Below are 15,732 nucleotides of genomic sequence, written 5' to 3' on the forward strand. Positions count from 1 at the left end.
TTAAACGGGATCCACGTCAATTTGCAGTCCCTCTTGTGTAAAAATCCACGATGTATATATATATTCTTTTATTTTCTCTAAATGATTACCCCGCACCATAATCGCTACGCGATATAAATCGCGCACCTTTTTAATGCCTTCCTGATAGGGACCCATCACATCCAGTTCCCCCGGTACGGCAAACGGTTCCAATGCCGCTACTATACGCTCCGCTATGTCCATGGCTTTCGCTTCCTCTTTATGTTGAATACGAAAATGCATCATAGAACCTAATGGCGGATACCCCAGTAGTTCACGCGCTTTTATTTCTTCTTCGTAAAAACCCACATAATCATGAGCCTTACTCTTTATTATAGCATAATGTAAAGGATTATAGGTCTGAATTACAACTTGACCTTTACCGGTACTGCGCCCGGCTCGTCCCGCCACCTGCGTAAGTAAGTCAAACGTCCGTTCCGATGCGCTGTATAAAGGAATATTCAGTACCGAATCGGCCGTTAAAACACCTACTGCGGTTACCCCTTTAAAGTCATGCCCTTTGGCCACCATTTGCGTACCCAGCAAAATATCATAACGGCCTTCACCAAAGTCGTTTAGAATTTGTTCCCCATTGCCTTTTTTGGCTGTCACATCCTGATCGAGCCGCGCTATACGGGCATCGCGGAAATTGCGCTGCAATTCCTCTTCCACCTTCTGTGTGCCGGAGCCGAAGAATTTTATCTTATGACTGCCGCAATGAGGACAAACCGTAGGTACCGGTTCATGATGTTCACAGTAATGACAACGCAATTCTTCACCTTCACGATGGTACACCATGGCAATATCGCAGTGAGGACATTTGATGGGTTCACCACAATCGCGACACATGACAAAAGTACTAAAACCGCGACGATTTAAAAGAATAATCATTTGCTCTTTATTGGTCAAGGTCTGGCGAATTAAATGACTCATAGCACTGGAAAAAACAGAATAATTCCCGTAAACCATTTCTTCCTTCATGTCAATAATCTGTACTTTAGGCAAGGGCTGATGAAAAATTCGATGTTTCAATTCCAGTAAGGTATATTGTCCCTGTTTTGCCAAGTAGTACGATTCAATCGATGGCGTAGCGGACCCCAAAATGAGGGGACAACTATTAGCTTCGGCACGCCAACGGGCTACCATGCGTGCATGGTAACGTACCATGTCTTCCTGCTTGTACGACGTATCATGTTCTTCATCCACGATGATTAAACCGATATCATCAGTGGGAGCAAACACAGCGGACCTGGCACCGATAATAATATGGCTGTCCTTACGTCGTAAGCGCTCCCAGTTATTATACCGTTCACTGATAGTAAGCTTACTGTGAAAAACAACTACTTCGTCACCGAAAGTATCCACGAAACGCTTTACAATCTGATTGGTCAGCATAATTTCCGGCACTAACACGATGGCAATTTTATCTTTAGTCAAACAATCCTTAGCAGCCTTCATATAAATCTGCGTTTTACCGCTGCCCGTTACGCCATGAAGCAAGAATGTACCAGCTTCACTTGCTAGCACAGCTTTTTGAATGGGCTCATAGCATCGTAATTGTTCGTCCGTTAATGGCAAATCCTTGGCTTGACGGGCATCAAACTTCGTTTTTGTCTTACTGTATCGTTCTTCTACGGTAATGCCTTCATAGGTCATAACCTGTTTTATAACGGGTAAAGTAAATCCGTCTTTTTGCAGACTATGAACTGATGCGGTACCCAATTCCTGTAAATAAAAACCAAGTTCCCTTTGACGTTTTCGCTTCGGCGGAATATGTTCCGGCTTAAACCAAGGTTCAACCAGTAACCATTGTTCCTTTGGCCGTTCATAGCTTTTTAATTGCTTTTTATCGATTGTAAATAAACTGAGAGCTTCGGACAACGCACAAAGATAATACTCACTTAAGCGCTTTGCCGTAGCCAGCATTTCAGGCGTAAACCATGGTTCCTTATCCAATACTGCTTGGATAGGTTTAATTTGATACGACGGTACTTCTTCCAGCTCACGATAGCCAATAAGAATTCCTTCTTCACGAGTACGCCCCAAAGGGACAGCTACACGTGTGCCCGGCATAATCGTGCCTAAATGTTCCGGCACGGCATAACTGAACGGACTATTCATTTTTTTAGCCGGTCGATTGATAATAACCTCTGCTACACGCATGCTATCCCTCCTTTGCAGTATTTTTTATTATACCATTTTTTTCGATATTTTTAAACAATAGACATGGCGATTCGCATACAAATAATGCGTATTTTGAGTGTGGACTCTAAAAAATTCCCTCCCCGAACTTCGTTAACGAAAAAGTTGCTCGCGGAGGGAATTTACTTTGCCTTTTTCAGGCAATTATTTAATTATTCTTTCGTCAAATCCTTATATTCAGGAACCCATTTAACGGACTTTACTGCACTCGGCACTTCTTCTTTGGAAATTGTTGCCACGTTCTGAGCTACAGCCTCATTAGCTACAGCAATGGCAATCGTTTCAGAAAATTCTGTAAGTTTTGATACCGGTGGAATCGTAGCTGCCCCAGGTTTCGTCACATCAATGATACCGCCTAAGGAATGAGCTGCTTTGGAAATCATTTGGTCTGTCAAAAGTTTAGCTCCGGCCGCAATCGCCCCGAGACCAAGGCCCGGATAAATCAACGCATTATTGGCCTGACCGATGTCATACGTAACACCATTATACGAAACCGGTTTAGCCGGAATACCCGTTGCTACCAAGGCTTTACCATCAGTCCAAGTAATAAGCTGTTCCGCCGTTGCTTCCGCCAGTTCAGTAGGATTACTCAATGGGAAGATAATAGGACGTGCCGTATGAGCCGCCATTTCTTTTACAACAGCTTCCGTAAAGGCACCGCTTTTAGTGGAAGTGCCTACCAAAATTGTCGGATGAATGGCTTTCACACAGTCTTCAAGGGTCGTTAATTTCTTCGTATCGCCGCCTAAAGAAGCTTTAACATAGTCATTAGCTTCCAATTCACTGCGTTTACGGGCAAACGGTTTTTGTTCCGGTGTTAAATCATCCATATCGTCGAATAAAAGGCCCTGTTTATCTACCAAGTAGAATTTCTTGATAGCCTCTTTACGTGGTACGCCTTGGTCCACATATTCTTGTAAAACACGATTAGCAATACCGCAACCGGCCGTACCGGCACCGAAGCACATGTACACTTGATCTTTTAATTCTTCGCCGGAGATTTTTAAACCACCTAAAATACCGGCTAAAGAAATAATACCGGTTCCTTCAATATCATCGTTGAAAACAGGATATTTATCTTTATAGGCATTTAAAATATTAGCTGCATTGTCGCGACCGAAGTCTTCGAAATGGAGATATAAATTAGGAAATAATTTTTCAACAGTCTGAACGAATTGATCTACAAATTTATAGTACGGTTCACCGCTCACACGTTTATGTTTATTACCCAAATATAACGGATCATCCAATAGTTCTTGACGATTAGTCCCCACATCGAGCACAACCGGCAATACACGCTGCGGGTCCAAACCGGCGGCCGCCGTATACACCATCAGTTTACCGATAGAAATGGCAACACCGTTAAGGCCCCAGTCACCGATACCCAAAATAGCTTCCGCATCGGTTACGACGATTAAATTAATATCACGGCCATAAGCTGCATTTTTCAAAGCGTCTTCCATATTTTCCGGGTTATCAATCGATAAAAAGGCGGAATTCTGCGGAGTCGTATAATATTCGCTGTAATTGCGAATCGTATCGGCAATACATGGGTCATATACAATCGGCAAAAAATCTTCCACATGCTGGCTGAACAAATAGTAGAACAAGGTACGGTTATGGCTAAACACCTTCATCAAAAAATGGCGTTTATCCACATCGTTAGTCTTCATAGACATAGCTTGATATGCTTGAGCGGCCTGCTCTTCAATGGTCTGAATTTTGTCGGGAATCATACCATTTAACTTAAATAGTTCACGTTCTTCAGCACTGAATGCCGTTCCCTTATTCAAAAAAGGGTCATTAATAATATCATATGCATTTTTCATATAAATCCTCCTTCTGAATTACCGCTAATTCAAAAACAAAAAATTACATACGTTATCAGGGTATTATGAACGCCGATAATTGATAAACTAATTCAGTATCAAAACATGCTATATCGATATATTTAAACTTCTCTTCTTTAATTATACAATAAATATTACCACCATGGTCAAACACCTTTTTAATAAAGAAAACAATTTCACAAATTGCATAAAAAAGTATCCGGCAGAGTAAGTAATAATGTCTATCAAAAAAGCAGAGACCGTATCAATGATACAATCTCTGCTCTATAGATTTGAAATTAAACTCAGCTTGTTAAAATATAAGCCATTTAAAACTTACTCTGTTTAATTTCAGATTATTTAATTATAAACCCGCTTCTTTGCGAAGAACATCAGCTTTATCAGTGTGTTCCCAAGGCAAATCAACATCGGTACGACCAAAGTGACCGTAAGCTGCCGTCTGATGATAGATTGGACGGAGCAAATCAAGCATTTCAATAATGCCGGCCGGACGAAGGTCAAAATGTTTCTTAACGAGTTCGCCGATTTGCTGTTCGGAGATTTTACCGGTACCGAAAGTTTCTACCATGATGGATACAGGTTTAGCTACGCCGATAGCATAAGCAATCTGAATTTCACATTTATCGGCAAGACCGGCTGCTACGATGTTTTTAGCTACGTAACGAGCTGCATAGGCCGCACTGCGGTCAACTTTTGTAGGATCCTTGCCGGAGAATGCACCGCCGCCGTGACGAGCCATGCCGCCGTAAGTATCAACGATAATCTTACGACCTGTTAAGCCGGCGTCGCCTTGCGGACCGCCAATTACGAAACGACCGGTTGGGTTAATGAAGAATTTAGTGTTTTCATCAACAAAACCTTCCGGTAATACCGGTTTGATAACCAATTCTTTAAGGTCTGCTTCGATTTGTTCACGGGATACTTCAGGACCGTGCTGCGTGGAAATTACGATGGTTTCAATACGTTTAGGCACGCCGTCAACGTATTCAACAGTTACCTGAGTTTTACCGTCCGGACGAAGGTAAGGCAAAGTGCCGTCTTTACGAACTTTGGTCAATTGACGGGATAAGCGATGTGCAAGAGCAATCGGCATTGGCATGAATTCTTCGGTTTCGTTAGTTGCATAACCGAACATCATCCCTTGGTCGCCGGCACCGATTTTATCAAATTTATCTGCGCCGCCTTCACGAGTTTCCAACGCATCGTCTACACCCATAGCGATATCGGCAGATTGTTCGTCAATAGCTACATTAACGCCGCAAGTATCGCAGTCAAAACCGTATTTAGCACGAGTGTACCCGATTTCGCGAATCGTTTCACGAACAATATGATTAATATCTACATAACAGTTAGTGGAAATTTCACCCACTACATGAACTTGACCTGTTGTTACAAGTGTTTCACATGCTACATGTGCCGTTGGATCTTGCGCAATAATCGCATCAAGTACGGCGTCTGAAATTTGGTCAGCGATTTTATCTGGATGACCTTCCGTTACGGATTCAGATGTGAAAAATACATGTTTTTCAGCCATTTACCCTTTACCTCCATAAAAAAATTCCTCATCAGCCAAGCGATGAGGAATATAACCCCATCTTTCGGCATATACCGTCGGACTTAGCACCTTTTCACATGAATGGTTGCTGTAGCTTCACAGGGCCTTTCCCTCCACTACTCTTGATGAGACAAAAATTACTATTAATTTAATTGTGATAGTTTATATCACTGATTTATTATACTATGGAATTACAATTCTGCCAAGGCTGAAATAATTCGCTTAGCGACATCACTTTTTGTCATAAGTGGCAATTGCATAATTTGACCACCCGGATAAATAAAAGTAACTTCATTGGTATCAACGTTAAAGCCTGCATTTTGTTTGCTTACATCATTAGCTACGAGCATATCAAGATTTTTGTTAAGTACTTTTGATTTGCCGTACTCGATGACATTTTGTGTTTCCGCTGCAAAGCCGATAAGTTTTTGATGAGTTTTATTCGCACCTAGACCTTTCAAGATATCCGGATTCTTAACGAGTTTAAGCTCTAAGGTATCCATTTTCTTAATTTTGGTATCTGCCATGTTCTCCACGCGGAAATCGGCTACAGCTGCCGCCATAATAACGGCATCACAATCTTCATAACGACTGTTAACGGCTTCTTCCATATCGCGAGCCGAATCAACAGGCACAAATTCCACGCCATACGGCACCGGCAATGCGCTCGGTGCAGATATTAAAATCGTACGAGCCCCGGCCAAAGCTGCTTGTTCGGCCACAGCATAACCCATTTTGCCGCTGGAACGATTGCCGATATAGCGAACCGGGTCGATAGCTTCCTGCGTACCGCCGGCCGTTACAATTACGGTTTTACCTTCCAGCAAATCACTTTTCATCATATGGAAGGATAACCATTCCACAATCTTTGCCGGTTCCGGCAAACGACCTTTACCGACTATACCGCAAGCCAAGTGACCGCTGTCGGCTTCCAAAATATGCATGCCCAACTCGCGTAAGGTATTCATATTACGCTGTGTTATCGGGTTTTCATACATATTAGTATTCATGGCCGGACATAAGAAAATAGGCGCTTCGGTAGCCAATAGCTGCGTAGTCAACATATCATCAGCAATTCCGGCTGCCATTTTGCCAAGCACATTAGCCGTAGCCGGTGCCACTAAATAGGCATCGGCCCATCGGGCTAACGAAATATGCTCCACATTCCAATCATGTACATCTTCAAACATTTTAACAGCCACCGGATGGCCGCTGATTTCGCCGAAAGTCATAGGTGATACAAACTTGGTGGCGTTTTCTGTCATAACGACTTTAACTTCCGCGCCCAATTTACGTAAGCGACTAACCACCTCAACAGCTTTATAGGCAGCAATACCGCCCGATACGCCTACAATTATGTGTTTATTTTTCATCCTCTGCCCCTGTTGGAATTAAAATTTAATTATTTAATACCGTCTTTGGTACGTGTAAAACCGATTTTATCTTCCGCAATTTCATGTAATGCTACCGATACCGGTTTATCTGTGTCGAGACCGGATACTAAAGCATGGTCACCATCGGTAAGCTCACGAGCACGTTTCGCTGCCAAAGTAACCAAAGTGTATTTACTGTCTACATGTTTTTCCAAGTCCTTTAATAAAGGTTTTACCATCATAACGCATTACTCCTTTTTCCCACCATACTGTTTATAAATGTACTGGATTTTTTCTTTATTTCGTTTAATTTTGCAAGCTTCAGCTCGTAAAATAGACGCAACTTTTTCAACCGCATCGGGCAACACATCATTTACGACGATATAGTCATAGCGGTGAGCCAACGCAAGTTCCGAACTGGCTTTCGATAAGCGCTTATCAATGACATCGGCCGCATCCGTCCCGCGATCGCGCAAACGATTCGATAAAATATCTAAAGACGGCGGTACGATATAAATAAAAACGGCTTCGCTAAAGCGCTCTTTAACTTGCATAGCACCTTGAATATCAATTTCCAAAATAACGCTCTTACCTTCTGACAACAAGTCCATTACATGTTGTTTGGGAGTACCGTAAAAATTGTCGTACACCTGTGCATATTCAAGAAATGCATCTTCTTTAATTAAACGCTGAAACTCTTCTTTATCTCTAAAAAAGTAGCTAACCCCTTCTTCTTCACCGACACGAGGTGCACGAGTTGTCATCGATACGGAATACACAAGATTAGGCATTTGCTGGCGAAGGGCCGCACAAATTGTGCCTTTACCCGCACCCGAAGGGCCGGATAAGACAATTAAGATTCCTCTATCCGACATAATAACACCTACGCTTCCGTTGTTTCAGACGGTGTAGCCTGTACAATACGATGTGCTACGGTTTCCGGTTGGATAGCGGATAAAACGATTTGACCGCTGTCCATAACCAGAACGGCACGAGTCTTACGACCATATGTGGCGTCAACGAGTACGCTCTTTTCACGAGCATCTTGAATCATTCGCTTAATAGGAGCCGATTCAGGACTGATAATCGCAATGAGGCGATTTGCTGAAACCATATTACCAAACCCGATGTTTAAAAGTTTTGTATTCATACTTAGTGACTCCTTACTCTACTACCTACTCTATATTTTGAATTTGCTCTCTAATCTTCTCTAATTCACATTTCAATACTACAACGCGGTCAGTAATCTCTAAATCAGATCCTTTTGATCCCATCGTATTTACTTCACGATTCATTTCCTGTAACAAGAAATCTAATTTACGGCCAATCGGTTGATTCTCTTTGAGTGTGTCTTTTAATTGTACCACATGTGAGCCAAAACGTACAATTTCTTCTGTAATATCTGTTTTGTCACTCATAATGGCTACTTCCTGCAAAAATCTATCCATGTTGATATCTAAATCAGTTTTAGCCAAGGTTGCTTCAATGCGTTGCTGCAAACGTGTTTCATATTTCTTTACAGCTGCTGTTTTGTTGGCATCTACGGCTTTTAGCACATCTTCCAGTTTTGTTATACGACTTTCAATTTCGTTTGCTAAATGTTCCCCTTCGGCCGCCCGCATGGTTATTACGCCGGCGAGAGCATCACCTAATGCCTTCAAAGCCGTTTCTTGAAGTTTCGATTCTTCAAAAGGGACATCCTCCAAAAGAAGCCAATCCTGAGATACGGTCATCATATCTCGCAAGGCCACTTTTTTAATATCTTGAGCAAAACCGTTTTTTACCAAAAACTCGCGAATCTGCAATGCCAATGATTCATTCACGGTAAAAACTTTTTCCCGATCCCGTGTATTGCGTAGCGAAATATTGACTTCCACTTTACCGCGTTGCAATACACTTTTAATCTGACGGCGCAGCTCATTTTCAAAAAAATTCAACGTGGACGGCATATTAATATGCAAATCCAAAAACCTTGAATTAACCGTTTTTATTTCAACTGTAATCTGTAACGCCTCATCAGCGGCTATACCACGACCGAAGCCCGTCATGCTGTTCATAATAAAATAGGTCCTTTCCTTTAATTTTCGTCAATTTTCCTTATTTTTAGATTATTTTCTTATTGTTTACATTTTAACATGTTAGGCCTATAGGGTAAAGCGTTCAAATAGGTCATAAGTGTGATATACTTAAATAATAAGTATGTTTAGTAAAGGAGCAATTTATGAATTTAGATGGCTTAACCTTAGCCGTTTTGACCAGAGAACTTTCGGATCAATTAGTGACCGGTCAAATCCAGCGGCTATTACAAATAGATAAAACCACGATCGTCTTAAAAGTTAATACTCACCAAGGTAATAAAGACCTGGTTATTACAGCCGGTAATTTGCCGGCTTGTTATCTCAGTCACGGCATTACGGATTTACCTAAAGAACCGACTGCGCTTTGCATGTTTTTACGCAAACATTTGGAAGGCGCTCGTATTACAGCAATCAAGCAATTGAACGGTGACCGAATTCTGCGCATCAATGCGGATAAGTTGGCTCTTGACGGCTCCCTTATTTCGAATCGAATTTACATTGAGCTAATGGGCAAATATTCCAACTGCATTTTCGTTCAAGACGGCCAGATTCTGGAAGCGCTCATTCACGTTACACCGCTCATGAACCGCGAACGTTCCATCGCGCCTAAACTCACTTATGAGTTACCGCCGAACAGCGAACGAGGCAGCCTTTTTGAGTTCAATAACGAAGAAATCGGCGAATTACTTCACAACTTCGGTCAAGGAACCGTAGCCGAAACAATTCGTCGCATTTTTAACGGTTTCGGTCCGGCTCTGTTAAAAGAAGTATGTTATGACGCCGGTGTAACCGAAAAAACGGAGTTTACATCACTTACTGCGGAACAAATTACGTCTATTGCAACGTCTCTTATCAATTTAAAAGAGACTATTAATGATGCCAAGCAATTATATGAATACGAGAACGCAAACCATAAAAAGTTCTACAGCCCTGTGCCCCTTACCTATTTATTGGCGCAAGGCGGTCAGTTAACGGCTACCTACGATTCCATCTCACAACCGCTTGAAGTATCCGTTGTAAAACAAGGCGGCATCAATACGACCACGCGTGAATTGGAACGAACTTTAGAACAGGCTATCAAAAAAGAAGAACTCCGTCACAGTAAGATTGAAACGGAACTTAACGATAGCTCCAAAGCCGATGAATATAAGGCTTTTGGCGATTTATTGATGATTAACGCCTATCGCGATACACAATATGAACCAAATATCACCTTAGACAATATTTTAGTAAACCCTGTTGAACCGATTACCATTTCCCTCGTGCCGGAATTAACCGTTGTAGAGAATGCGCAAAATTATTACAAACTGTATACGAAGTTAAAAAATCGTAAACAAAGCGGTTTATATCAATTAGAGCAAAGTAGTCGTCGCATTGACTATCTTCAGTCCGTTTTATACAGTTTAACCATTGCCGATAGCAAGGAAACGGTTCAAGAAATCTACAATGAATGCGAACAGGCCGGGCTTTTGAAAAAATCTAAAAAGCCGGTTAGTTATAAGGCACCGAAACATAACTTCATGCATTTTCAAATTGACGGCGGTGGAATTTTCATCGGTCGCAACAATCAGCAGAATGAATATTTAACCCATCGTTTCGCCAAGCCTGATGATATGTGGTTCCATACTTTGCAGGTACAAGGCAGTCATGTTATCTTACGCACGCAAGGCGGTGAACCAACCGATGAAATGCTTACCTTAGCCGCCCGCTATGCCGCCTATTTCAGTCGGGCTCGCGAGTCCTCCAAAGTAGCCGTCGATTACACCCCGGTTAAATTTATAAAAAAACCACCCGCATCGCCATTAGGCTTTGTTATTTATACAAATCAGAAAACAGCCGTAATCGACCCGAAAGAACCGGTATTAAACAAAGAAACAAATTTCTACGAATAAGCAAAAAAGCTCTCAGGAAATCCCCTATACCAAGTATAGCAAGGATGCTTCCTGAGAGCTTCTTTATTTCAAGCTTACAATGACCGGCATTGTCAACCAAATCACCAAAAGTAACGCAATTAATCGCGATTGGATTGTTTTAAACTTTCACGGTTTTGACGCAAGCTTTCCAAAGTTTTTTCCAAATTGTTTTCAATATAACGCATTACATCTTGAGCATATTGAATCGAACTGTTTTTCAATTCTTCGGAAGACTGGTTAGCCAAAGTAATAATTTGGTTAGCCTGAGTCTGAGCCTGTTTAACAAGTTCGCTTTCTTCCGTCAATTTTGCAATATAATCTTTGGCCTGAGCAATCAAAGTATCGGCTTGGCGCTGTGCATCTGCCAAAATTTTATCTTTTTCAGCCATAATACGGCGGGATTCTTCAAGCTCCAACGGCAAAGATTCATTAATGGCATCTAAGACACGCATAATTTCTTCTTCTTCAATGACACGTTTGGTGGTCATAGGAATGCGACCACTGGTTTCAATTAAATTTTCCAAATCTTCTAAAAGTTTTTCTGTTTTCATTCTCGCCACTCCTATTAGTACTATTCACTACGATTCGCAAATTTTGCTTCTAACGCTTCTTTTACTGCATCCGGAACTAAGCCGTCAAGACGACCATTAAATCGCGCTAATTCGCGAATTCCCGTGGAACTGACAAATGAATACTTATTATTCGTCATGATAAAAACGGTTTCAATATCGTCATCCAAAAACTTTGAAAATAAAGCTCGTTGGAATTCATATTCAAAATCAGCAAGCGCTCGCAAGCCTCGAATAATCATAATACTGTTTTTTGATTTTGCATAATCAATCAACAGACCTGATGCACAATCCACTTCAACATTAGGTATATGGGCTACGGAGGCTTTAATCAATTCAACTCGCTCATCTTGAGTAAACAAATTATTTTTATTCGGATTAGTTAAAACCGCCACAATCAACTTATCTACAAGCTTACTCGCTCGTTCAAAAATATCGACATGCCCGTTTGTCACAGGGTCAAAACTCCCTGGGCAAATGCCTATACGCACTATATTAGCTCCTTTCAAGCTCATAGGGTACACAATACGTCACCTTCGTATAACCAAAGCGTTGTTCCCTCACAAGGCTCCAACCTTCCGGCAATACAAGCGGTTCGTTTTCATGATGCTCCACAATAAGCATTCCATTTTCTTTTATTAATTGCTGATTTACGACTACAGCCAACGTTGCGGCCACAAAACCTTGTTCATATGGCGGATCCGCAAAAATATAATCAAACTGACGACCGGCTAACTGTTTAGCCGCCGTTTCAATCGATGTTGGTATCACTTCAACCGCGTCTTCCATATGACAATGCTCAATGTTCGCTTTAATAATTCGAGCTGTCCGTTTATCAACGCATACGGCCAGTGAGGCACCGCGACTGACGGCTTCCAATCCGAAAGCGCCTGTACCGGAGAAAAAATCAAGTACGGTGGACTCAATCAAACCGTAACTAGTCAGTATATTAAAAATACTCTCCCGCACACGATCCTGTGTGGGTCTCGTACTCATCCCTTTCGGAGCTTTCAATATATGACCTTTGGCACGTCCTGCAATAATTCTCATACTTCCCTCTTTATGCCTACACTTGTCTTTTAATTATAGTATATAATGTTCCAAAATAAAAGTACATTCCTAGGGAAAAATTATTATAAGAACATTTCATCTTTCAAGTTGCGCCCCATCAGCTCCATAAGTGCTGTTTGAGGCGATTTTTGATGATATAAAACTTCGTATAAAGCTTCTGTTATAGGTAAATCCAATTCTTTTGCTTTAGCGATTTCATACACCGTTTTTACGGCAAAAAAGCCTTCTACCACCATATTGGAATGATTCATTATATAATCCATAGTTTCACCGGCTGCCAATTTCTGACCCGCTGCGCGGTTCCGACTATGGCGACTCATACAAGTGGTAATCAAATCGCCCATACCGGCGAGTCCGGCATAAGTTTCACGCCGCGCCCCCATAGCCACTCCAAATTTGGTCATCTCATGAAGACCACGTGTCAAAAGAGCGGACTTACAATTATCACCAAGCTTCATACCGTCTGCAATACCGGCCGCTAAAGCGATAATATTCTTTGTTGTCGCTGCCAGTTCTACACCCGTCATATCTTCATTCACATAGACTCGGAAATTAACAGTACTTAAAGCCTGTTGCACTTGCTCTGCCGTTGGTACCGTTCGTGCCGCCACAACCGTTGCAGCCGGTAAATCTCGGCCTATTTCCTCGGCATGATTAGGGCCGGATAAAATAGCTAATTGCTCCGTAATATGGCCTACCACCTCGTCAGCCACTTCGGATAAACGTTTACCCGTCTCTCGTTCAATCCCCTTAGAGCAAATAACTACCGTCGTTTTCGAAGAAATATATGGGGCAAACTGCTTCAGTGTATCACGCACATAAATAGACGGCGTCACAATCAAAAGGATATTACTGTTTTCGGCCACTACAGCCGGTACATGACTGATATTTAAATTTTCCGGCAAGGCAACACCGGCCAAATATTCTTTATTTTCACGATCCGCCTTTAAGCGCGTCGCCTGCTCTTCACGGCGACAGTAAAGCCAAGCCTCATTGCCGGCTTGAGCACTTTTACAAGCCAGCGCAGTGCCCCAGCTGCCGGATCCTATAATTCCTATTTTCATTTAGAATCATCACGCTCCGTCCGTTCAACTTTTAATTCCTGACCGCGCAAAAGACGCATAATATTTTCACGATGACGCAAAATTACGAATAAAGCGGCCACCGTACCGAATACGATATACCATAAAGGTTCACCGAAGACAATCATCAAAATCGGTACCAACGCGGCCCCTACGATAGAGCCTAAGGACACATATTTGGTAAAGTACACGATAACGGCCCATGTAGCAAAACAAATAGCCGAAATCAAAGGTACTAAAAATATCAACACCCCGAGCCCCGTCGCTACACCACGACCACCTTTGAAGCCCAAAAATACCGACCAATTATGGCCTACCATAGCTAAAATGCCACCTAAAAGCATCAAATTCGGTTCCGGCGAAAAAATAGCAACGCCTGCCATACCTTTACCGGCATCGCAGAGAAATACCGGTAAAGCTGCCTTCATGCCCAGTACGCGATACGTATTCGTAGCACCGATATTTTTACTGCCGTATAAACGGACATCTGTATTGAAAAATAATTTACCGATAATTAAACCGCTGGGAATGGAGCCTAAAAGATATGCCACGACTGCCAATCCGATAATAGTCATAGTATCCATTAGTCGTCATCATTTCCCTTCTTACCGCGTAATATCAAGCGAATCGGTGTACCTTCAAAACCGAAGGACTCACGAAGTCTGTTTTCCAGGAAACGCATATAGGAGAAGTGAATCAATTCCGGTTCATTTACAAACAGTATAAAGGTCGGTGGTTTTACCGAAGCCTGCGTCATATAATAAATCTTCGGCAAACGACCGCTTCTGGACGGTACCGGATTGACGTTCTGTGCATCCGATAATACTTGATTCAACACGCTTGTAGAAATACGCATGTGTTGCTGTTCCGATACGAATTTAATTAAATCGGCTAAACGATGGATACGCTGTTTCGTCAATGCGGAAGCAAAGAGAATCGGCGCATAACGCAAAAAGCCCATTTCATCGTAAATATCTTCCGTGTAACGGATGGTCGTTTTATCGTCTTTTTCTACTAAATCCCATTTGTTGACTACGATGATAATCCCTTTACCGGCTTCATGAGCATAACCGGCAATTTTCTTATCCTGCTCTGTAACACCGTCCACGCCGTCCAATACGAGAACAACGATGTCAGCTCTATCTACGGACCGTAAAGAACGAACGATACTGTAGCGTTCTACCGGTGCATCGATTTTTGCTTTACGACGCATACCGGCCGTATCGATAAGCACAAACTTCTGCCCCTCATGTGTCCAATGCGTATCAATGGAGTCACGAGTTGTACCGGCTACATCACTTACAATAACACGATCCTGTCCCAATAAAGCATTTGTTAACGATGATTTACCTACATTCGGACGACCGATTAAAGCTACATGGATAGTATCTTCTTCATCTTCAGCCGTTGCCGAATCAGGGAAATGTTTTACCACATCATCCAATAAATCGCCAAGATTCATTAGGTTTTTAGCGGAAATACCGATAGGATCGCCAATACCTAAATTGTAAAATTCATAAATGTTGGCTTCCTGATTTACGCTGTCAATTTTATTAACAACCAATAATACCGGTTTACCGCTGGCACGCAAAATATTCGCTACTTCTTCGTCAGCCGGTACGATACCTTGTTTGCCGTCAACGACAAATAAAATAACATCCGCTTCTTCGATAGCAAGTTGCGCCTGTAAACGCATCATTTTAGGAATTACATGACTGTCGGCGGTGATGAATTCAATCCCGCCCGTGTCAATCATGGTAAATTCTCGGTTAAGCCATTCGGCATCAAAATAAATTCTATCGCGCGTTACGCCCGGAATATCTTCAACAATGGAAATACGTTTATTTACAATGGCGTTAAACAATGTAGATTTTCCCACATTAGGACGCCCTACCACTGCTACTAATGGTTTTGCCATATTGTCACCTCAATTTTTACACAAATTATCACACTATATTGTAACATATATAAAGCAATCCATAAAGAAGGGATAATGCAAAAGGAGCCATAAAGGGCAAAGC

The 15,732-nt window shown here is 42.0% G+C and carries 15 protein-coding genes and 1 riboswitch; of the genes, 1 reads left to right on the forward strand and 14 read right to left on the reverse strand.

The annotated features are described in order from the left end of the window. The 8 genes from priA to MXE28_RS03020 form a co-directional block, all read right to left on the reverse strand. Positions 1-2,181, reverse strand: coding sequence for a primosomal protein N' (gene priA / locus MXE28_RS02985; protein ID WP_021841793.1), 2,181 nt, complete (start codon positions 2,179-2,181; stop codon positions 1-3). A 191-nt stretch (positions 2,182-2,372) separates the two neighbouring features. After that, positions 2,373-4,049 (reverse strand): malolactic enzyme, encoded by a 1,677-nt coding sequence (locus MXE28_RS02990; protein WP_226974107.1) that lies wholly within the window; start codon positions 4,047-4,049, stop codon positions 2,373-2,375. 364 nt (positions 4,050-4,413) lie between these two features. Continuing rightward, the gene (gene metK / locus MXE28_RS02995; protein ID WP_021841791.1) at positions 4,414-5,604 is read right to left on the reverse strand and encodes a methionine adenosyltransferase; all 1,191 of its coding nucleotides are present in this window, start codon (positions 5,602-5,604) and stop codon (positions 4,414-4,416) included. Positions 5,605-5,658: 54 nt separating this feature from the next. Beyond that, positions 5,659-5,757, reverse strand: a riboswitch (SAM riboswitch). 59 nt (positions 5,758-5,816) lie between these two features. Beyond that, positions 5,817-6,998, reverse strand: coding sequence for a bifunctional phosphopantothenoylcysteine decarboxylase/phosphopantothenate--cysteine ligase CoaBC (gene coaBC / locus MXE28_RS03000; protein ID WP_156704993.1), 1,182 nt, complete (start codon positions 6,996-6,998; stop codon positions 5,817-5,819). Positions 6,999-7,027: 29 nt separating this feature from the next. Further along, positions 7,028-7,240: a DNA-directed RNA polymerase subunit omega gene (gene rpoZ / locus MXE28_RS03005; protein ID WP_127058152.1), complete on the reverse strand. Its 213-nt coding sequence runs from the start codon at positions 7,238-7,240 to the stop codon at positions 7,028-7,030. A gap of 6 nt (positions 7,241-7,246) precedes the next feature. Then, the gene (gene gmk / locus MXE28_RS03010) at positions 7,247-7,873 is read right to left on the reverse strand and encodes a guanylate kinase (RefSeq protein WP_021841788.1); all 627 of its coding nucleotides are present in this window, start codon (positions 7,871-7,873) and stop codon (positions 7,247-7,249) included. Between the two features lie 8 nt (positions 7,874-7,881). Then, positions 7,882-8,148, reverse strand: a complete 267-nt coding sequence (locus tag MXE28_RS03015) for a DUF370 domain-containing protein (protein ID WP_006556813.1) — start codon at positions 8,146-8,148, stop codon at positions 7,882-7,884. 25 nt (positions 8,149-8,173) lie between these two features. Next, positions 8,174-9,055 carry a YicC/YloC family endoribonuclease gene (locus MXE28_RS03020; protein WP_156704991.1) on the reverse strand — a complete coding sequence of 294 codons (882 nt, stop codon included), beginning with the start codon at positions 9,053-9,055 and terminating at the stop codon, positions 8,174-8,176. Positions 9,056-9,219: 164 nt separating this feature from the next. On the opposite strand from MXE28_RS03020, the gene MXE28_RS03025 reads away from it, so the two are divergent. Beyond that, positions 9,220-10,968: an NFACT family protein gene (locus MXE28_RS03025; protein ID WP_247239792.1), complete on the forward strand. Its 1,749-nt coding sequence runs from the start codon at positions 9,220-9,222 to the stop codon at positions 10,966-10,968. Positions 10,969-11,087: 119 nt separating this feature from the next. On the opposite strand, the gene MXE28_RS03030 is transcribed toward MXE28_RS03025, so the two are convergent. The 6 genes from MXE28_RS03030 to der form a co-directional block, all read right to left on the reverse strand. After that, entirely contained in the window at positions 11,088-11,540 is a 453-nt protein-coding gene (locus MXE28_RS03030; RefSeq protein WP_021841785.1) for a hypothetical protein, read from the reverse strand. A 20-nt stretch (positions 11,541-11,560) separates the two neighbouring features. Then, a complete protein-coding gene (gene coaD / locus MXE28_RS03035; RefSeq protein WP_021841784.1) occupies positions 11,561-12,049 on the reverse strand; it encodes a pantetheine-phosphate adenylyltransferase in 489 nt (162 codons plus the stop codon). A 4-nt stretch (positions 12,050-12,053) separates the two neighbouring features. After that, complete coding sequence (gene rsmD / locus MXE28_RS03040; protein ID WP_156704987.1) at positions 12,054-12,608, reverse strand: 16S rRNA (guanine(966)-N(2))-methyltransferase RsmD; 555 nt, start codon at positions 12,606-12,608, stop codon at positions 12,054-12,056. 83 nt (positions 12,609-12,691) lie between these two features. Continuing rightward, on the reverse strand, positions 12,692-13,693 hold the full coding sequence (locus tag MXE28_RS03045) for an NAD(P)H-dependent glycerol-3-phosphate dehydrogenase (protein WP_247239794.1): 1,002 nt from the start codon (positions 13,691-13,693) through the stop codon (positions 12,692-12,694). Continuing rightward, the gene (gene plsY, locus MXE28_RS03050; protein WP_226974103.1) at positions 13,690-14,295 is read right to left on the reverse strand and encodes a glycerol-3-phosphate 1-O-acyltransferase PlsY; all 606 of its coding nucleotides are present in this window, start codon (positions 14,293-14,295) and stop codon (positions 13,690-13,692) included. The genes MXE28_RS03045 and plsY overlap by 4 nt, the downstream gene beginning before the upstream one ends. Then, positions 14,295-15,629, reverse strand: coding sequence for a ribosome biogenesis GTPase Der (gene der / locus MXE28_RS03055; protein WP_021841780.1), 1,335 nt, complete (start codon positions 15,627-15,629; stop codon positions 14,295-14,297). The genes plsY and der overlap by 1 nt, the downstream gene beginning before the upstream one ends. Positions 15,630-15,732: the final 103 nt, after the last annotated feature.

The sequence above is a fragment of the Veillonella sp. KGMB01456 genome, from assembly GCF_023051165.1.
GTDB lineage: Bacteria > Bacillota > Negativicutes > Veillonellales > Veillonellaceae > Veillonella_A.

Excerpts from the sequence above, each read along its gene's own strand:
- MXE28_RS03020 (WP_156704991.1), bottom strand. The coding sequence starts at position 9,055 with ATGAACAGCATGACGGGCTTCGGTCGTGGTATAGCCGCTGATGAGGCG.
- MXE28_RS03045 (WP_247239794.1), bottom strand. The coding sequence starts at position 13,693 with ATGAAAATAGGAATTATAGGATCCGGCAGCTGGGGCACTGCGCTGGCT.
- MXE28_RS03025 (WP_247239792.1), top strand. The coding sequence starts at position 9,220 with ATGAATTTAGATGGCTTAACCTTAGCCGTTTTGACCAGAGAACTTTCG.
- coaBC (WP_156704993.1), bottom strand. The coding sequence starts at position 6,998 with ATGAAAAATAAACACATAATTGTAGGCGTATCGGGCGGTATTGCTGCC.
- der (WP_021841780.1), bottom strand. The coding sequence starts at position 15,629 with ATGGCAAAACCATTAGTAGCAGTGGTAGGGCGTCCTAATGTGGGAAAA.
- MXE28_RS02990 (WP_226974107.1), bottom strand. The coding sequence starts at position 4,049 with ATGAAAAATGCATATGATATTATTAATGACCCTTTTTTGAATAAGGGA.
- gmk (WP_021841788.1), bottom strand. The coding sequence starts at position 7,873 with ATGTCGGATAGAGGAATCTTAATTGTCTTATCCGGCCCTTCGGGTGCG.
- metK (WP_021841791.1), bottom strand. The coding sequence starts at position 5,604 with ATGGCTGAAAAACATGTATTTTTCACATCTGAATCCGTAACGGAAGGT.
- MXE28_RS03015 (WP_006556813.1), bottom strand. The coding sequence starts at position 8,148 with ATGAATACAAAACTTTTAAACATCGGGTTTGGTAATATGGTTTCAGCA.
- MXE28_RS03030 (WP_021841785.1), bottom strand. The coding sequence starts at position 11,540 with ATGAAAACAGAAAAACTTTTAGAAGATTTGGAAAATTTAATTGAAACC.
- plsY (WP_226974103.1), bottom strand. The coding sequence starts at position 14,295 with ATGGATACTATGACTATTATCGGATTGGCAGTCGTGGCATATCTTTTA.
- priA (WP_021841793.1), bottom strand. The coding sequence starts at position 2,181 with ATGCGTGTAGCAGAGGTTATTATCAATCGACCGGCTAAAAAAATGAAT.
- rsmD (WP_156704987.1), bottom strand. The coding sequence starts at position 12,608 with ATGAGAATTATTGCAGGACGTGCCAAAGGTCATATATTGAAAGCTCCG.
- rpoZ (WP_127058152.1), bottom strand. The coding sequence starts at position 7,240 with ATGATGGTAAAACCTTTATTAAAGGACTTGGAAAAACATGTAGACAGT.